Origin of the sequence: Caballeronia udeis, from assembly GCF_044909315.1 — a bacterium.
GTDB classification, from domain to species: domain Bacteria; phylum Pseudomonadota; class Gammaproteobacteria; order Burkholderiales; family Burkholderiaceae; genus Caballeronia; species Caballeronia udeis_A.
This window is the reverse complement of the sequence record NZ_JBIYEB010000007.1, coordinates 95,498-113,535: the sequence shown is the minus strand read 5'-3', so window position 1 is coordinate 113,535 and position 18,038 is coordinate 95,498. Positions and strand designations below refer to the sequence as shown.

The window sequence follows — 18,038 nt, the reverse complement described above, 5'->3', positions numbered from 1 at the left end:
CTGCGGCCCTCGTGCAGTGGGATAAGTGGGCCGGGCAACAAGCCGTGCAGAGACGGATACAGGAATTGCCTCAAGACCGTAACGACACAAAAAAGCCTCGGAGCGCGAGGCTTGCGAGGCTTGGAAATTCGGTGAGGCGGTGTGGGATAAATCGATGCGAGAAGTCTGCCGCGCCGTTGCTTAAACCGCACCTCGTGCGATTGCATACAGATTCGACCCGCTTTCCTTTTTGCTCGGTGGGATGAAGTCCGTTGCGTGAAGTGCGACCGTGTCCGAACTGGCAATCGAACGCCTCTTGCCGGCTCGAACGAGGATACGCTCTAGAAATTCGTAGAAGAGTTCGAGTTGTCTTGCGTCTGAAGCCCGTGGTTCGAGGTCGAACACATTTTCGAGCACGCGGCGCGACATATGGAAACGTTGAAGTCCGTGGACCATACGAACCTGGAAGACGACGCCGTCGCTGTTATGCGGCACCGCTGCCCAAATAAGCACATGGCTACTCATGAAGCCCCCGTGGATCACAATCTTAAGATTAAAAGCTGTTCAATTCATAATCGCACAGCGCAATGCGGGCGAACATATTTCAATATTGTGTCGCGGGCAGATTTGACATTTTCGCCACGGTCTTATATTGCGCTGCAGCAAAATGTGTATAAACTAGAAAACGAGCGTGTGCATTTGTGCTCGCAGTTCTGTTCTGACGGGAGAATGTGCCATGACGACTTCTCAGTCCTCACATACTCCAACCATCCCCGCATTGCATGTGTTCGAGCAAGCCGGCGGCTGGCATTGGGGTATTACCGTCCCGCGAATGTTGGGATCCGGATTCAAAGTGATTGCGTTCAGTAAGAAGACCTTCCCGGTTGAAGACGCTGCACGCACCGATGGGAGCCAGGCGCTCGCCAGTCTTGAAGTTGACGGCGTGTGTAATTGACTCGGTTGCTACGGCGCGCGTAGTTAGTCTCTGCCGGGGTAGGCCGAGATTTGCTGCGGTGGACGGTATTTCGTTGCGGTAGTATCGGGTGTAGGTGAGCTGTACCTCGTCGCAACCTTCCACGTCTTTCACTCGTGAGCGATGCATACAAACGCCGCGTGTCGAAACCCGGAATGTTCTCGCAAGCAGTACGCGTTGGAGCGTCTGCGTCTCGCGACCGACCGTCTCAACGTCGCCGAGACGGAGGTTGAGAAGACTCTCGCTACTCGCTGGGTAAATGCTTGGGCCAGTGCAATTGGCAATCGCCGCTTTTCTGAATTCGCCGATGGACGACGGGCTTACAGGCCGAGAAGGTGATCGTTTGGATTCGCGGGTTCTCGGATTCGCGGGGATGGGTTGGGAGTTTGACTACGCCAGAATCACGCCTGATTAAGCTGAGTTGCTTGTGGATAAAGGGCGGCTGGCACGGGACTGGTCCCCCCGGCAGGAATCGAACCTGCATCTAGCGCTTAGGAGGCACTTGTTCTATCCATTGAACTACGGGGAGATGGATATTTTAAATGGGTGGATCGAAACCTTGTAGATCAAGGCTCTAGCCTTACCCAGCTTGCGCTTCCGGTTGATTCGCTTCTTCCTAAATGAAGCACCGTGACGCAGTGTGAATCGTGGTTTTCTCGATCTTGCTGCTACGCTTTTACTACAACAAGCCGTTTTGGCGCCTTCTAGCAATTTGTAGCAGTTCCAGATCGCTTGGCCTTGCGACACAACGGTTTTGGGGCAAAGACCAAGGCCTCAATCTTACCCGTCGGTGAACGCTGGCGAGCACAGATCCGATGCAGCGGGCAGAGTATATCAAAGACGTTTAAAACGAAAGGCTCGACCCCAGCGTGGACGCGCGATCAAGAGGTCGACATCGACAAAGGGCGCAACGCCGTCGATGCGGAGCATAAACAGGCGATGCCCGACCTGTTGCGCGCGGCGATGCAGTGTGCGTTCAGGCGTGGAGAATTGTTCGAGATGCGGCGGGACGATATCGACGCGGAGCGCCACCTGAGTGCTCGTGCGCCTCCGCAATCATTTTCGGCAGAAGATCGGGAACGACGAATGGATCCCACTTATCGGTGATTTGCTCGAAATCATCATGCGCCAGTCGCGTTACCCGGTGCCGGAAACATATGCGACGAGGCAGATTGGGACATTCAGGAGATGGCCGCCGTGAGGGCGCAAAGACTGGCGAAGCCTGAAGCACTATACGGATTTGATCCTGTTCAGGTTGCCAGGAAGGGGCGTTTGAAGTTGGTGCAAGAGGCGTAGCTGCGAGGACCGGCGCTCCGCCGAGGAAGATTCGCTGCCGCTTGGAAGCCGGCCTAGATTTCTAGCGCTGCTTCATCCATCGGGCGCGATGGAATCGGCATTCGGCCAGTTGCGAAATCAGCGAGGCTCGATAATTTTCTTGGGTCAATAGTTTCATTGAGTATTGTCTCCGGTTGTGATCTTTGAGTGAATAGTCCGATCGAGCATCATTAGTCTTGCTTGGAGTTGGATGCCGGCGTCGCCATCCGTGTGCGTGCTTCTCGAGTGGCTTTGCGCCGGCTATAGCTGCCCACTTCATCGCGCACAAGGTCGTGCAGTTCAATATCGGCCGCCAGCGCGATCTCATCCGCCGGCTTGCGGATCTTGACCCGAAAGGCGCCGGTGCGAGCAAACGCGGAGGTGATCGTCGCTCACGAAAACTCGAAAGCGCTAGGGCGATATTCCGATATCGCGAGAGCGAGCGCCGCCGAGGACGGGTGGGAGCAGCTCTGGTCCGCACTCTACGACTGCAGGCTTTCCCACATGGGGCGCGGCGGTTTCGATCTTTCCGGTTTGGAATTGATCGGGTCGATCGCCTTCGCTCAAAACTGGTGGTGTCGCCCGGCAGTCCGGTAGATTTCGGAGTGACAACAGGGTGCGGCGCGTTCCATCATGCGATGACGATGCTCGCGAAGCCGCCTACTGACCTGAACTGCGGTTGGACTTTGAGAACGGACGTTACCTATTCGACAAAACACATTCTCACGCTGCGCCTAACGCTTGCGATCCAGATCATCGTCGGTTTCCTGACTAGAAGGTCTCTCATATTGTTGCCTTGCGCTGGCACTCGCTTTGCCCAATACGTATCCTGCGATGGCCGCCAATATGGTGGAGATTTCCTTGCCTTCAAGAATATTAAGAACCCCCACCCTCTCACGTAGGTTTTGGCGCGTCCTTAGTAGCCCCCACTGGCTCATCGCCGATATCGACCGCGCTTACCACCCGATTTCGTCCCATGGCCTTTGCTGAATAGAGCGCCGCATCTGACCGTGCTATCAAATTCGCCAGCGTCTCGCCAGGTTGATATTCATCCACGCCGGCACTGAACGTGCAAGTCACTTCCCCACAAGGCACGGCCAACGTAGACGTAGCCAAATGCAACCGCACGCTGTTCACCAAAATGAGCGCGTCCGCCCGCGATGTTTCGGGGAACAGGATTGCAAACTCTTCCCCGCCGAGCCGCCCGAAAATGTCTCCTCGGCGGATACCTTGCGCCACGATCGAGGCAAACAGTGCGAGCGCCCGATCGCCGGCCGCGTGGCCGTGACTATCATTTACGGCTTTGAAGTTGTCGATGTCGAGGATTGCGACGGCGAACCGGGAGTGTGTGCGGTTTGCACGTTCCAACTGCGACTGAGCCTGAGCCATGAACTCGCGCCGCACGAGCGCACCGGTCAATTCATCGATAGCGGCCAGCCGTTCCATCCTCTCCGCCATCCGGTCATACGCAAGCATGAGCGCACCGATCGAGAGACAGGGCAGGGTGACAATGCCGAGCGCGAGAAACGCAATGGTCAACGGTGTTGGTTCGAGAAACCGTGCGTGATGTTCCCAGCCGACGGCGGCGGCGAGTCCGCGAGCGACGTGAACGAGCCCGCCGAGCGCGGCGACAACTGCTACGAATTGGTAGCTGTATCCGGGGCGATGCCGCGGTCTCCGGGTGTAGGTTATCCAACCCACCGACAGACGAACGTAGGCGAGAAAGCTGGACATCAGGACAACGCGGGGAACTTCGTTCGGCGAAACATAGGTCCAGTAAACAATGCCAATCACCAGCATTGTGAACGCCACCACCTCATGAAGCCGCGAGGGTCGAAGTCCGAAGAACACCCGGCAGCCTTGCAGTACAAGGAATGCGGCCCCGGCGAATAGCGAACTGGCGACCACAATGGTGAGTGGTGCGGGCGAAGTGTCATCCAGGGCCAGCGCAATCAATGCGGCAACAATCAGGACGTTTGCAGTGATCCAGCGAAACAACCCGGGTATCCCGGACCGCACCAGCGAGCCGAATACGACTACGCTGATCGCGCCGGACATGATTCCGACAACGTAAAGTGCGACGGGACTGAACATATGTTTTCAGTAGGAAATGTGACTGAAAAGATTCGTGCGAGCCGAATGGGTAGAGCGCCTGTCACTCTCGTTTCCGCGTTGCACAAAGTGCTGAACGATGACGCTCGCGGCTGTGATGATACGCTCTGGCACCCAACCTTCATAAAAATGCTGAACGATGGCGCACTTTCGTTGTCGGCGCAGCGGCATGTTGCGTGTACGGTTGGAAGCAACAGGGCTGGCTTCTTGTACGTCTGTAGAGGTTTTGCTGGCGGGAAGTAGACCCGAGGGCGGCTCCGGCTGTACCAACTTCCATAGCCGAAAAGCAGGGTCATGCAAGGAAGAGCGCGTTCGTCGGACCGCTTGAATGAGCTTTGCTACGGAATCGCTGAAAGGAGGCGGGGGAAGGTTGGCTAGAACGATTCGCGTCGCAGTCGCAAAACCCAGCGACGCCATGCAGCGGCGCCCGAGGCACCCCCCACAATCAGCACGCTAACGCGTCGAACGCTCTCCGCACACACCAGTCTCGACCCCACGAGTACTACCGCTAGCAAAACCAGAAACCAGGATCAACGCCGCCCGCAACATATCGTCCGACAGCGCGCTGTCTTTTGGCCGGGCGAACGGTTTGATCGAACGGTCCGTGCACTCGTTGCCCACGACCCGGTCATTCGCCGGTACCGCGCTGCGAACAACGTTATCTTCGACGATATTTGCGAACGCACAACCGCTGGCTGCCAGTGCAAACCCGGCCGCCCAGTATTTTGTCTTCTTCATGATTTTTCACCGGCCGTTTAACAAGCACAACTGCCGATTATGGTTGCCGCTTCATGATCAGGTCAACTTGAATTCTATCGTCTGGAATAACCCGCCACTTCATCCCATAATGCAAACGTTCCCGGCCCTCCGTCATGACCGAACTCGAAACCGCTGCTGTCGTGTTCTTGTGTCTGCTCGCGGCCACCGGGCTTGGCGTGCTCGTGCGCCCCTTGCTGCCTGAGGAACACAAGGCGGATGAAACCGTGCAGTTGCTGAAGCTGGTGGTCGGCATGCTGGTCACGTTCGCGGCGCTCGTGCTGGGTTTGCTGACGGCATCGTCGAAAACCGTATTCGATACCACCACCGCCGACATCCGTACTTACGCCGCCGAGCTGATCCAGCTCGACAACAGCCTGCGCGAGTATGGCCCGGCCGCCGATGTTCCCCGGCACATCCTGCGCGCGTACACGGCAGCTGCGATCGCGTCCACCTGGTCGCAGGAACCGCCGCCGGCCGGCGACTATTATCAGAAAACGCTGGGGCCGGGCTACGGCACTGATAATCTCGACAGCCGCGTATTGGGCGCCATGCTTGAAAGGGCGCAACGATATACCCGCGAGTTGCAGCCGGGCGATGCGTTCCACCAGAAGCTAGCTGAAGAAGCGCTTGGCCGATTCGACCAGCTAATCCAGCAACGCTGGAAAATAGTGGAGGAGGCGCGTGGTTCGGCTTCGTCACCGTTCGACCGGATTCTGGTCTTCTGGCTTCTCGTCATCTTCCTTTGCTTCGGGCTGATCGCGCCGCGCAACACACTGGCTTTGGTGACGATTACACTCGGGGCGTTATCGATAGCGTCCACGGTGCTTGTGATCCTCGATCTCGACACGCCGTTCACGGGCGCCATCCTCGTGCCAAGCCAACCCATGCGCGACGCGCTCTCTTACCTCAACCGCTGAAACACTGAACGCCCGACGCTTGAAGCCCCTGCCGCCTATCTGATATCTGATGCCATCCACGCTCTACACCGATCCGCGCCTCGTCGCGCTATACGACACCCTGAACCCCTTTGCCGCCGATACAGCCTTCTACCTCGCGCTGGCCGCAGGCAAGCAGCGCGTAATCGATCTCGGTTGCGGAACGGGCTTGCTCGCGTGCGAACTGGCATCGCGCGGGCATCGCGTGATTGCCGTCGATCCCGCGCCCGAGATGTTGCATGTCGCGCGGCACAGGCCCGAAGGTGAGCGGGTTCAGTGGATTGAAGGCGACGCCCGCGCGCTCGCGTTGCTGCCGCCCGCCGACCTGGTGATGATGACGGGCCACGTCGCGCAGGTTTTTGTCGACGACACCTCGTTCCTCGATACGCTCAAAGCCGCCCGCTATGCGCTGCGCGACGGCGGCACACTGGCGTTCGAGAGCCGCAATCCCGCCGCGCGAGCGTGGGAATCGTGGACTCCGGCGCAATCGCGCAGATTGATCGATGTGGACGGGATCGGCGAGGTGGAGATGTGGCAAGACGACGTGAGCGGAAGCCCGGAGTCGGGCATTCGCTTCAACACGTATTATCGATTCAAGGCGACAGACGAGACGTTGACGTCCGCCAGCGAACTGCGCTTTCGCACCCAGGATGAGCTCACCGCTCAACTCGAGTCCGCCGGGTTCCGTCACTTCACATGGCAGGGCGATTGGGACGGGGCGGCGGTATCTGCCGCTAGCCCGGAACTGATTGTGGTCGCGCGCTGATGCGGCGCGAACTCAGACTGAAACGACCCTCTGAATGACCGGGCGGCGGCCGAATCAGAACTCGACTGCCACGAAATCGTCTTTGCCCACGTCGCATAATGGGCAGCGCCACGTATCGGGGATATCGGCGAAACGGGTTCCGGCCGCAATGCCTTCTTCCGGCAAACCGTCCTCTTCGTTGTATATCCAGCCGCAAATCAGGCAAACCCAGCTTTTATATTCTAAAACTTCACTCACGACAGACTCTTTCTTCTCGGTCAACAAAAAATCGTTAAATAATCAACTGGCGGCGCATCCCGGAAAATTCGGATTCGGGGCTACGCCGCGCGCGGCCGCCTAAACGTCCGGCGATCCGCATAGTACCGGAATGTCAAGATAGGTTCATCGAAGTGAAGTGACCGCACGGGCAGGGCGCAAGCATGAATCTGCGCGATTTCGCATGCGCGGTGTATTCTCTCCCCGGCGGTTTTTGAGTCTCTCGCGTGTCGTCCGGCCCGTCGCTCTGTGTCGTTCGCCATGCCTATCGCACGAAAGCACGAAACCGTTTTGGCCTGCCTGGATCGTTGATCCGGCAGTTGCATTCTTCTGGGAGCAAAAAAGTGATGTTCAAGAAACTGTTGTCGGGAGCGGTGTTGTCGAGCGTTTTCCTCGTGGCAGCCGCGGCGAACGCCCAGCAAGCCCGGGTGTTTTTTGTCGAACCGAAAGACGGCGCAACCGTCACAAGCCCGGTACATATGGTGTTCGGCCTGGAAGGCATGGGACTCGCCCCGGCCGGTGATCCGGATCCGAAGAAAGGCCACCACCATGTGCTGATCGACGCAGGCCCGATGCAAAAAGGCCTCGTGATCCCGATGAACGATAAATCGCTGCATTTCGGCAAGGCGCAGACGGAAGCAGACGTGAAACTGCCCCCCGGCGATCACACGCTGACCCTGCAGTTCGGCGACGGCGCACACCAGTCATTCGGACCGGAAATGAGCCAGACTATCAAGATCCATGTGAAATGACCGCTATCGCGCAGGATCCTCGTGATCCTCGCGCAAATCTCAAAAACGCGGCGCGGCCGCGTTTTTTTGTTCCTGATCATCTCAAATTTGGTACGTTGCCTTGTCCTGAAGACATAGGGCCTCCGAGCGTGCCGGTCAAGACCGGTACAATGGCCGCTTCCAGTATTTGCACTTTTCCGGCTGCCTCCCATGTCGCTTTATTCAATTTCGAACGCGCAACTCGCGTTCGGCCACGTTGCGTTGCTCGATCACGCTGACCTTTCACTCGAAGCGGGCGAACGCGTCGGTCTGATCGGCCGTAACGGTGCCGGCAAGTCGTCGCTGCTGAAGATCATTGCCGGGCTCACCAAGCCGGACGACGGCCTTGTCACGCGGCAAAACGAGCTCACCACCGTGTACGTGCCGCAGGAGCCCGAGTTCGACCTGGAGGCGTCGGTGTTCGACGTCGTCGCGTCCGGCCTGTCGCATGAACGGGAACTGCTCGACGAATATGACGTCGTGGCGCACAAACTCGCCGATACCCCCGAAGGTCCCGAGCACGACGAACTGCTGCACAGCATGAACGCGCTGCAGTCCTCGCTCGACCTTCACGACGCCTGGAATTGGCAAACGCGCGTGGCGACCACGCTGCAGCAGATCGGCCTGGACGGCGACATCCGTTCGGGCGCGCTCTCGGGCGGCATGAAAAAGCGCGTGGCACTGGCACGTGCGCTGGTCGTGCAACCGGACGTGCTGCTTCTGGACGAACCCACCAACCACCTCGACTTCGACGGCATTCGCTGGCTGGAAGAGATGCTGGTGACGTTGCGCACGGGCTTGCTCTTCATCACCCACGACCGGGCTTTTCTCGACAAGGTCGCGACCAGGATTGTGGATCTGGATCGCGGACGCCTGCTGTCGTACCCGGGTAACTACACGGCCTACCAGACACGCAAGGCGCAGCAACTCGAAATCGAGCAGGTGGAAGCCGCCAAGTTCGACAAGCTGCTGGCGCAGGAAGAAGTGTGGATTCGCAAGGGCGTGGAGGCGCGGCGCACGCGCAGCGTCGGCCGTATCGCGCGGCTGGTGGAAATGCGCAACGAGCGTGCCGAACGCCGCAATGTACAGGGCAATGTGAAGCTGGACGTGGGCCAGGGCGAGCGTTCGGGCAAGATCGTGTCGGAACTGACCGACGTGACGAAGAAATACGGCGATCGAACGATTGTCGACAACTTTACGGCCACCGTCATGCGCGGCGACAAGTTCGGGTTCATCGGCCCGAACGGCGCGGGCAAGACCACGCTGCTCAAGATGATCCTGGGTGAACTCGCCCCCGACGAAGGCACCGTGCGCACCGGCACGAACACGCAGGTGGCGTATTTCGACCAGATGCGCGCGCAGCTCGACCTCGACAAGACCCTCGCCGACACCATCAGCCCGGGCAGCGAATGGGTCGAAGTGAACGGCGTGAAGAAGCATGTGATGAGCTATCTCGGCGACTTCCTGTTTGCACCGGAGCGCGCGCGTTCGCCCGTGCGCTCGCTGTCGGGCGGGGAACGCAACCGGCTGTTGCTCGCGCGCCTGTTCGCGCGGCCGGCGAACGTGCTGGTGCTGGACGAGCCGACCAACGACCTTGACATCCAGACGCTCGAACTGCTGGAAGAACTGCTCACCGACTACGACGGCACCGTGCTGCTGGTGAGCCACGACCGCCAGTTCCTGGACAACGTGGTGACTTCGGTCTTTGCATCCGAAGGCGGCGGCAAGTGGCGTGAATACGTGGGCGGCTTCACCGACTGGCAGATCCAGCGCGAACGTTCGGAGAGAATCGCTCTGGACGCCGCCCGTGACACGGCCAAGCAGGCGAAGAAGGAAGACACCTCGAAAGACAGCGGCGCCGGGCGCAATTCGCAGCGCTCGACCAAACTGCCGTACAAGGAAGTGCGCGAGCTGGAAGCGTTGCCTGCACAGATCGCGGCACTCGAAGCCGAGCAAAAGTCGATTGCGGTCAAGCTTGAAGACGGTTCGGTGTTCGCGAAAGATCCGAAAGAAGGGACCCGCCTGAGCGAACGGCACGCGGCTATCGACGAGGAATTGCTGGTCGCGCTCGAACGCTGGGAAGAACTGGAAGCGAAGCGCAAGTAAGCCGGCCTTCGGGGCCAGCATCTTCCCCATATCGAAAAATTTATCGGAAACAGTAAAATACGTCGCGTTTTCGGGCGCACGGCCTGGCGGACAAGGATCTCTGCGGTTACACCGTGGTGACACCTTGTAGTGAAACGCTGTAGTCACGCGAGAGGCCGTCGCGTTTTCGAGTTAATCACGCGCAATCCGGCGCGGCCGGCTCAGGCGCGGTTGGCCGGGTTGGCCTGCTATGTTCACGCATTCGCCGGTTGTCCGGCGTGGCCGCTGCCATCAAGTTGCGGCCGCCCGGACCGCCGGACCCACGTCCAGACATGTCCACGAAAAAACCGAGTACCACCGACAGCGGCAAGAACAGCGGATACAGCGAAGCATCGATCAAGGTGCTCAAGGGCCTCGAGCCGGTCAAGCAACGGCCCGGCATGTACACCCGCACCGAAAATCCGCTGCACATCATTCAGGAAGTCATCGACAACGCCTCGGACGAGGCGCTCGGCGGCTACGGCAAGCAGATCACGGTCACGCTCCATGCTGACCATTCGGTGTCTGTCGAAGACGATGGACGCGGCATTCCGTTCGGCATGCATCCGGAAGAAGGCGTGCCCGTCGTCGAGATCGTGTTCACGCGACTCCACGCGGGTGGCAAGTTCGACAAGGCCGCCGGCGGCGCGTACACGTTTTCGGGCGGCCTGCACGGCGTGGGTGTGTCGGTGACCAATGCGCTGTCAACGCGCCTGGACGTGACCGTGTGGCGCGACGGCAAGGTCGCGGAACTCGGTTTTGCGAACGGCGATGTGGTGAAGCCGATCGAAACCCGCGCCATGAACCGCGGCGAAAAGAAGTCCGGAACCCGCGTCACCGCCTGGGCCAACCCCAAGTATTTCGATTCACCGAATCTGCCGGTTGGTGAGTTGCAGCGGCTCCTGCGTTCGAAGGCAGTGTTGCTGCCGGGCGTGGAAGTCGTGCTCATCAACGAAAAAACCGGCGAGCGCCAAAGCTGGAAATACGAGGATGGATTACGCGGTTACCTGCTCGAAGGCATGGGCGGCAGCGACCTGTTGATCCCCTTGTTCGAAGGTGAGCGTTTCGCGGGCAATGCAAAGTCGACCGAGGAAACCTTCGCCGAAGGCGAGGGCGCAACGTGGGTCGTCGCGTGGAGCGAAGAAGGACCGTTGTTGCGCGAGTCGTACGTCAACCTGATCCCGACGCCCGCCGGCGGCACGCACGAATCCGGCTTGCGCGACGGTTTGTTCCAGGCGGTCAAGAGCTTCGTCGAACTCCACAACCTTCAGCCCAAGGGCGTGAAGCTGCTGGCGGAAGACGTGTTCGCGCGGGTGTCGTTCGTGTTGTCGGCGAAAGTGCTCGATCCGCAGTTCCAAGGGCAGATCAAGGAACGCCTCAATAGCCGCGACGCAGTGAAACTGGTGTCGTCGTTTACGCGGCCCGCGCTCGAACTGTGGCTGAACCAGCATGTGGAGTATGGCAAGAAGCTTGCGGAACTGGTGATCCGGCAGGCTCAGGCGCGCACGCGCGCCGGGCAGAAGATAGAAAAGCGCAAGAGCTCGGGCGTGGCGGTGCTGCCCGGCAAACTGACCGACTGCGAATCCACGGATGTCTCGCGCAACGAACTCTTCCTCGTTGAGGGCGATTCGGCGGGCGGCTCCGCGAAGATGGGCCGCGACAAGGAATTCCAGGCCATCCTGCCGTTGCGCGGCAAGGTGTTGAACACGTGGGAAACCGAGCGCGACCGGTTGTTTGCGAACAATGAAGTTCACGACATCGCAGTGGCGATCGGCGTGGATCCGCATAGCCCGGACAGCCTGGACCAGAAGGCCGATCTCTCTAACCTGCGTTACGGCAAGATCTGCATCCTGTCGGACGCGGACGTGGACGGCTCGCACATCCAGGTCCTGCTGCTTACGCTGTTCTTCAAGCACTTTCCGCAGCTGATCGAGCAGGGCAATGTGTGCATCGCGCGGCCGCCGCTGTTTCGCGTCGATGCCCCCGCGCGCGGCAAGAAGCCGGCGCAAAAGCTCTATGCGCTCGATGAAGGCGAGCTCGAGGCGATTCTGGACAAGCTGAGGAAGGACGGCGTTCGGGAAACCCAATGGTCGATCAGCCGCTTCAAGGGCCTGGGCGAAATGAGCGCGGAGCAATTGTGGGACACCACGATGAACCCGGACACACGGCGTTTGCTGCCGGTTCAAGTGGGTGATCTCGGTTTTGAAGACACGGTCACACGCATGACGATGCTGATGGGCAAGGGTGAAGCGGCGTCGCGGCGCAGCTGGCTCGAGGAGAAGGGCAACGAAGTCGAAGCCGACATCTGACGCCGCATGCACCCCCTGAACTTCGTCAACGCATAACACTGGAAATCTGATGGACGATCTCTTCGCGGACCAAGAAGCCGCGCCTGAAGGCGAAAAACTGACGCTTGGCGATTACGCCGAGCGTGCGTATCTCGACTATGCAGTGAGCGTGGTCAAAGGCCGGGCGCTCCCCGATGTTTCCGACGGGCAGAAGCCCGTGCAGCGCCGCATCCTGTTCGCGATGAACGAGATGGGCCTCGCCAACACGGCCAAGCCGGTGAAGTCGGCGCGCGTGGTGGGTGACGTGCTGGGTAAATACCATCCGCACGGCGACCAGTCGGCGTATGACGCGCTCGTGCGTCTCGCGCAGGCATTTTCGATGCGCTATCCGTTGATCGACGGGCAGGGCAACTTCGGCTCGCGCGACGGCGACGGCGCTGCGGCCATGCGGTACACGGAAGCGCGTCTCACGCCTATCGCGAAATTGCTGCTGGATGAAATCGACATGGGCACCGTCGATTTCATGCCGAACTACGACGGTTCGTTCCAGGAGCCAAAGCTCTTGCCTGCACGCCTGCCGTTCTTGTTGCTCAACGGCGCGTCGGGTATTGCCGTGGGCATGGCGACCGAGATTCCTTCGCACAATCTGCGTGAAGTCGCGGCCGCGGCGGTCGCCATGATCCGCGATCCGAAGATCGATCACGCGCGGCTGGCCGAACTGATTCCCGGTCCGGATTTCCCCGGCGGCGGGCAGATCATTTCGAGTCAGGCCGAGATTGCGGCGGCTTATGAAAGCGGACGCGGCAGCCTGAAGGTGCGGGCGCGCTGGAAGATCGAGGAGATGGCGCGTGGTCAGTGGCAACTCGTCATTACCGAATTGCCGCCAAGCACGTCGGGCCAGAGGGTGCTCGAGGAAATCGAGGAACTGACCAACCCGAAGATCAAGCTTGGCAAGAAGGCGCTGAGTCCCGATCAGTTGCAGACCAAGCAGACGCTGCTCGCGTTGCTCGACACGGTCCGCGACGAATCCGGCCGGGACGCGCCGGTGCGGCTTGTGTTCGAACCGAAGTCGAGCCGTATCGACCAGACGGAGTTCGTGAATTCGCTGCTCGCGCACACAAGCCTGGAATCGAATGCATCGATCAACCTGGTGATGATCGGCGCGGACGGCCGGCCGCGTCAGAAAAGTATTCGCGAGATCCTGCACGAATGGGTGGGCTTCCGGTTCGCGACTGTCACGCGCCGCACGCAGCATCGGCTGGGGAAGGTGAACGACCGGATCCATATTCTTGAAGGGCGGATGATCGTCTTCCTGAATATTGATGAAGTGATCCGCGTCATCCGTGAAGCCGACGAGCCGAAGCAGGCGTTGATGGACAGGTTCAGTCTCAGCGAACGCCAGGCCGACGACATCCTCGAAATCCGTTTGCGCCAACTCGCGCGGCTCGAAGCAATCAAGATCGAGCAGGAGCTGAAGGAATTGCGCAGCGAGAAGGAAAAGCTCGAAGAGCTGCTGAACAGCGACGCGGCCATGAAGCGCTTGCTGATCAAGGAGATCGAAGCCGACGCCAAGCAATATGGCGACGATCGCCGCACGCTGATCCAGCCGGAAAAGCGGGCGATGTTCGAGGCACGCGTGGTTGATGATCCGGTGACGGTGGTGGTATCGCAGAAGGGCTGGGTGCGGGCGTTGAAGGGCCATGGCCTCGATCCGGCCAGCTTCCAGTTCAAGGCGGGTGACGGCATTTATGCGGCCTTCCAGGCGCGGACGCCCGACATGCTGATCGCGTGGGGCAGCAACGGGCGCGTGTACTCCGTGCCCGTTGCAATGCTGCCGGGCGGGCGGGGCGATGGTGTGCCGGTCACGTCGCTGATCGAGCTCGAGTCGGGATCGCATTTGCTGCATTACTTCGCCGCGTCGGTCGAGCAGCCGTTGCTGCTGGCGTCGAGTAACGGCTTTGGTTTCATGGCCAAGCTCGGCGACATGGTGAGCCGGGTGAAGGCGGGCAAGTCGTTCATGACTATCGACGAAGGCGCGGCGCCGCTCACGCCCATGCCGGTCTTGCCGGGCGCGACCCAGGTCGCGTGTTTGTCGAGCAACGGGCGCCTTCTGGTATTCGACATCGATGAGATGAAGACCCTGTCGGGCGGTGGCCGCGGCGTCATCTTGATCGCGCTCGATCCCAAGGAGACGTTGCGGCAGGCGCTTGCTATCGACGCACGTGGCCTGGTGCTGATCGGCACGGGCCGGGGCGGCAAGGCGCGTGACGAGAAACTGGCGGGCGCGGCTCTGGAAACGCATGTGGGCAAGCGGGCGCGCAAGGGCCGTGCTCCCGAGTCCACTATCAAGGTGACCGAATTGCGGCCGGTGTTCGAAGGCTGATAGGCGACGAATATACGACGCATAAGCGACGAGTCATAACGCCTCGGGTTGGCTCAGCCGGCCCGGGGCGTTTGTTTATCTGGAAAATACTTGAACTGGCTCCGTTTAGCTGAGTCGAACGCCCGACCCTTGTAAAAACTTGAAACGGAGACGGCGGGCGAAGTGGCGGATAAATGCTTGGGGTGACTAAGTGTTTGGCTCGACAGCAGGATCCGGTGATTCATCTGCATTTAGGAACATCAATGAATAAAGCGATTGAAGTGGCGTTGTTCCTGCATTTGCTTGGAGTGGCGGTGTGGATTGGCGGAATGATTTTTGCTCACTTCTGTCTTCGGCCGGCAATAGCGGATTTATCGCCGCAATTGAGGTTGCCGTTATGGGAATCGGTATTCGTCCGGTTTTTTAACTGGGTGGCGGCATCCGTGTTGGTGATACTGCTGACGGGCGGCTTTTTACTGACGCAATTCGGCGGGGCTCACGCGGCGCTGCCTTTACACATCATGGCGGGTCTTGGCATTGTGATGATGCTGATCTTCGGCCATATCCGGTTTGGTGTATTCCCGAAAATCCGCCGCGCAGTGCAATCGCAAAACTGGCCGGACGGCGCGAGGGCGGTGGGCACCATCCGAAGGCTGGTGCTGGTCAATATTGTGCTGGGCGTGGTGACGGTGGGTGCCGCAGTGTTATCGAGGGGAATGTAGCGCGCTGCTGGGTGGCCCATGTAGGAGGCCCGGCGTCAGCTCTTGCGAAAACGCATTCGGGGATTCACCTGGCCGGGCAGCATTGCGTTAGCAGCAAGCCGTACGTGCTGAATCAACCACGAACCGCATGTTCAATCGATGGCGTTGGAAGGCGCTTCGCCAAACGGCATTGCCGCAACGTCGGCCATGAGTCCCAGGCCGCAGACGCCAAACCGATCGAGCAGGGCCTGCACGCCCTCGGCAGGAACGGCACGGGAAAAGAGAAACCCTTGGGCCTCAATAGGCCCAAGCCGCGACAACCATGCAATCTGCTCCTCGGTTTCGGTCCCTTCAACCACGACCGTCAGTCCCAACGACCGCGCGAGATTGACGATTGCAGAAACCATGACGCAGACGCTGCGATCGTGTGGAATAGCCTGGATGAATGACCGGTCGACCTTGAGCGTATCGACAGCAAAGCGATTCAGATACGACAACGACGAATATCCGGTGCCGAAATCATCGAGTGCGATCCGGACACCCAGGCGCTTCAAGGCCGAAATCTTTTCCGCGACGATATCCGGAAACTCCATCATCACGGTTTCGGTAATCTCGAGTTCGAGTTTCCCCGGCGCAATACCGCTTTCGCGAATGGCGACCGCAACCGTCTCAAGCAAATCTCCGCGCCAGAACTGCACGGCGGAGATATTCACCGCAAGCGACAATCCGTCATACCCCTGACTCTGCCAAATGGCCAATTGCCGGCAAGCTGTATGAATCACGAAGTCGCCAATAGGCACGATCAACCCCGTCGATTCTGCGACCGGAATGAACTCATTGGCAGGAATCAGCCCGTGTTGCGGATGATTCCACCGTGCCAGCGCCTCGAAGCCCGTGATACATCGGCGGGTGAGGTCGATCTTCGGCTGATACGCCAGAAACAATTGATTCTGAGCCAGCGCAACCCGTAATTGCTGCTCCCACTTCATCAAATGATCCGCGCGGTGTGACAACTGCGGCGAATAGAACTGATAGCAGTTCTTGCCCGCGTCCTTCGCGCTGTACATTGCCAGATCGGCTTTTTTCAACAAGTCGATTTCGCTTTCGCTCGAAACCGAATACAACGCAATGCCAATGCTCGCATGCAGCACGAAGGCGCTGCCGCGTACATCGAACGGCGTGGCGAACATATGCGAAACCGCTTCAGCCAGTTCCACCGCTTGCCGCTCGACGTCGGCGCCCTTGACCACCACGACGAATTCATCGCCGCCAATACGCGACAGCATGCCGTTGTCACTGACCGTTTCCGCCAGTCGCGACGCTGTCATTTGCAGCACGATGTCGCCGGCGTTATGGCCGAGGGTGTCGTTGACCGTCTTGAAGTTATCGAGGTCGATGAAAAGCAGCGCAAGGTGGCCTACATTCTCCTGCTTCGCCACGTCGTGGCGCAGCATTTGCAGCGTGGAGTAGCGGTTGCGCAGGCCCGTCAGCAAATCATATTCGACCAGATGCGTCATCTCGCGCTCGCGCCCGAGCAGCTTGCCGATCAACCCGGTCGCCACCGCGAAGAAGCCGAGCATGGCGAGCGAGATGAAGGTCGCCATCAGCAGATAAACACGCCGCGTGTGATTGAAGTCGGTGAATTCCTCAGCCTGCGACAGGCCGACGAGCACGCCGAGCGGATAACCGTCTATATGCCGATACGAAACGATGCGCGTGACGTTGTCGATTGGATCGACATAGATGCCGGATGCGTGGTCCGAGGTTGGGTACACGCCGCTTGCGGTGAACGCTCCTTGCCGGTTGCTACCGCTCTCGGCTGTTTTTATCGGGTGGCCGTCCGGTTTGCCAAGCGGCGAGGTTGCGCCCACGCCGGTGCTGCGCGCGAGCACCGAGCCGTTGTCCGAAATCACGGCGACCACGCCGTCGCGTCCGATCGACGCCACGTTGTAGAAGTCGCTCGTGAAGTAGCTGGGGTCTTCCGAAACCACCACCACGCCGGCGAACGACCCGTCGGGATGATTCAGGCGGCGGGTGATTTGCAGTGTCCACTGCCGCGAGACGCGGCCGAGGACGGGCTTGCTGATGTAGAGCAGGTCGTCGTTCGAAAGAGCGTGAATGCGGAAATGTTCGCGATCGGAAAGATCGACGGGTTTTGGCGTGGCGCCCGATGTGGACGCGATCAGCATGCCGTGTTCATCGATCAACGAGACCTGCACAAGGGTGTCGCTCTGCACCACGCCTTTTTCAACCGTGCTTGCCAGGTTGAACTGTCCAGGTGTCTTCTCGAACTCGTATTTGACGAAACGCGTGATCTGGTCGACCTGGTGAATCGCCTTGATGGTGTGCTGCTCGAGCGCGGACGACAGAATGGCCGCCGACGCCATGGATGCGTGCGTCGCGGCGTCGCGTTCCACCGACAGGCGCGCAAAGATTACCGTCCACAGCAGGACGAGCACGAGCCCGCCCAGCGCCGGAATGGCGAACAATGCGCGGCGCCGTCGCGGAAAATCCGCTTGCTTCATGTCGCGTGGCGCTTTGGGCCGTGATCGATTCATGGGTTTGGTCAGTCCATGGACCCTGTGACGGGTTGCGCCGATAGTGCGTCCGGAACAACACAAATGGGTGTCGGCATTACTGCAGCACGTTCAATGCCGGTGAGGCGGGGCATTATTGCCGTTTTCCGGTGAATCCGGGCCA

General features: G+C 59.6%; 14 protein-coding genes and 1 tRNA gene. 8 read left to right on the top strand and 7 right to left on the bottom strand.

Annotation, left to right across the window (positions count from 1 at the left end; genetic code table 11):
- Window positions 1-180: 180 nt before the first annotated feature.
- Complete coding sequence (locus tag ABH944_RS13855; protein WP_404607070.1) at window positions 181-504, bottom strand: hypothetical protein; 324 nt, start codon at window positions 502-504, stop codon at window positions 181-183.
- Window positions 505-715: 211 nt separating this feature from the next.
- On the opposite strand from ABH944_RS13855, the gene ABH944_RS13850 reads away from it, so the two are divergent.
- Window positions 716-934: a hypothetical protein gene (locus tag ABH944_RS13850; RefSeq protein ID WP_404607069.1), complete on the top strand. Its 219-nt coding sequence runs from the start codon at window positions 716-718 to the stop codon at window positions 932-934.
- Between the two features lie 472 nt (window positions 935-1,406).
- On the opposite strand, the gene ABH944_RS13845 is transcribed toward ABH944_RS13850, so the two are convergent.
- The 4 genes from ABH944_RS13845 to ABH944_RS13830 form a co-directional block, all read right to left on the bottom strand.
- A tRNA-Arg gene (locus ABH944_RS13845) sits at window positions 1,407-1,481 on the bottom strand.
- 305 nt (window positions 1,482-1,786) lie between these two features.
- Entirely contained in the window at window positions 1,787-1,984 is a 198-nt protein-coding gene (locus ABH944_RS13840; protein ID WP_404607068.1) for a hypothetical protein, read from the bottom strand.
- Window positions 1,985-3,160: 1,176 nt separating this feature from the next.
- Window positions 3,161-4,360, bottom strand: coding sequence for a GGDEF domain-containing protein (locus ABH944_RS13835; RefSeq protein WP_404607066.1), 1,200 nt, complete (start codon window positions 4,358-4,360; stop codon window positions 3,161-3,163).
- A gap of 471 nt (window positions 4,361-4,831) precedes the next feature.
- Window positions 4,832-5,116, bottom strand: a complete 285-nt coding sequence (locus tag ABH944_RS13830; protein WP_404607065.1) for a hypothetical protein — start codon at window positions 5,114-5,116, stop codon at window positions 4,832-4,834.
- A gap of 134 nt (window positions 5,117-5,250) precedes the next feature.
- Here ABH944_RS13830 and ABH944_RS13825 point away from each other — a divergent pair, with 134 nt between their 5' ends.
- Both ABH944_RS13825 and ABH944_RS13820 read left to right on the top strand, forming a co-directional pair.
- Entirely contained in the window at window positions 5,251-6,054 is an 804-nt protein-coding gene (locus ABH944_RS13825; protein ID WP_404607063.1) for a bestrophin-like domain, read from the top strand.
- Window positions 6,055-6,103: 49 nt separating this feature from the next.
- Window positions 6,104-6,838, top strand: a complete 735-nt coding sequence (locus tag ABH944_RS13820) for a class I SAM-dependent methyltransferase (RefSeq protein ID WP_404607061.1) — start codon at window positions 6,104-6,106, stop codon at window positions 6,836-6,838.
- Between the two features lie 54 nt (window positions 6,839-6,892).
- Here ABH944_RS13820 and ABH944_RS13815 read toward each other — a convergent pair whose 3' ends face one another.
- Window positions 6,893-7,075 (bottom strand): rubredoxin, encoded by a 183-nt coding sequence (locus tag ABH944_RS13815; RefSeq protein WP_075644035.1) that lies wholly within the window; start codon window positions 7,073-7,075, stop codon window positions 6,893-6,895.
- Between the two features lie 365 nt (window positions 7,076-7,440).
- On the opposite strand from ABH944_RS13815, the gene ABH944_RS13810 reads away from it, so the two are divergent.
- The 5 genes from ABH944_RS13810 to ABH944_RS13790 all read left to right on the top strand — a co-directional run bounded on the left by ABH944_RS13810 (window position 7,441) and on the right by ABH944_RS13790 (window position 15,359).
- Window positions 7,441-7,845 carry a DUF4399 domain-containing protein gene (locus tag ABH944_RS13810; RefSeq protein ID WP_404607059.1) on the top strand — a complete coding sequence of 135 codons (405 nt, stop codon included), beginning with the start codon at window positions 7,441-7,443 and terminating at the stop codon, window positions 7,843-7,845.
- Window positions 7,846-8,034: 189 nt separating this feature from the next.
- Complete coding sequence (locus ABH944_RS13805; protein WP_404607057.1) at window positions 8,035-9,969, top strand: ATP-binding cassette domain-containing protein; 1,935 nt, start codon at window positions 8,035-8,037, stop codon at window positions 9,967-9,969.
- Window positions 9,970-10,280: 311 nt separating this feature from the next.
- Entirely contained in the window at window positions 10,281-12,296 is a 2,016-nt protein-coding gene (locus tag ABH944_RS13800) for a DNA topoisomerase IV subunit B (RefSeq protein ID WP_404607055.1), read from the top strand.
- A gap of 49 nt (window positions 12,297-12,345) precedes the next feature.
- A complete protein-coding gene (parC, locus tag ABH944_RS13795) occupies window positions 12,346-14,658 on the top strand; it encodes a DNA topoisomerase IV subunit A (RefSeq protein WP_404607054.1) in 2,313 nt (770 codons plus the stop codon).
- A 242-nt stretch (window positions 14,659-14,900) separates the two neighbouring features.
- A complete protein-coding gene (locus ABH944_RS13790) occupies window positions 14,901-15,359 on the top strand; it encodes a CopD family protein (RefSeq protein ID WP_404607053.1) in 459 nt (152 codons plus the stop codon).
- 131 nt (window positions 15,360-15,490) lie between these two features.
- Here the strand turns inward: ABH944_RS13790 and ABH944_RS13785 are convergent, their stop codons facing one another.
- Complete coding sequence (locus ABH944_RS13785; protein WP_404607051.1) at window positions 15,491-17,896, bottom strand: bifunctional diguanylate cyclase/phosphodiesterase; 2,406 nt, start codon at window positions 17,894-17,896, stop codon at window positions 15,491-15,493.
- Window positions 17,897-18,038 lie beyond the last annotated feature (142 nt).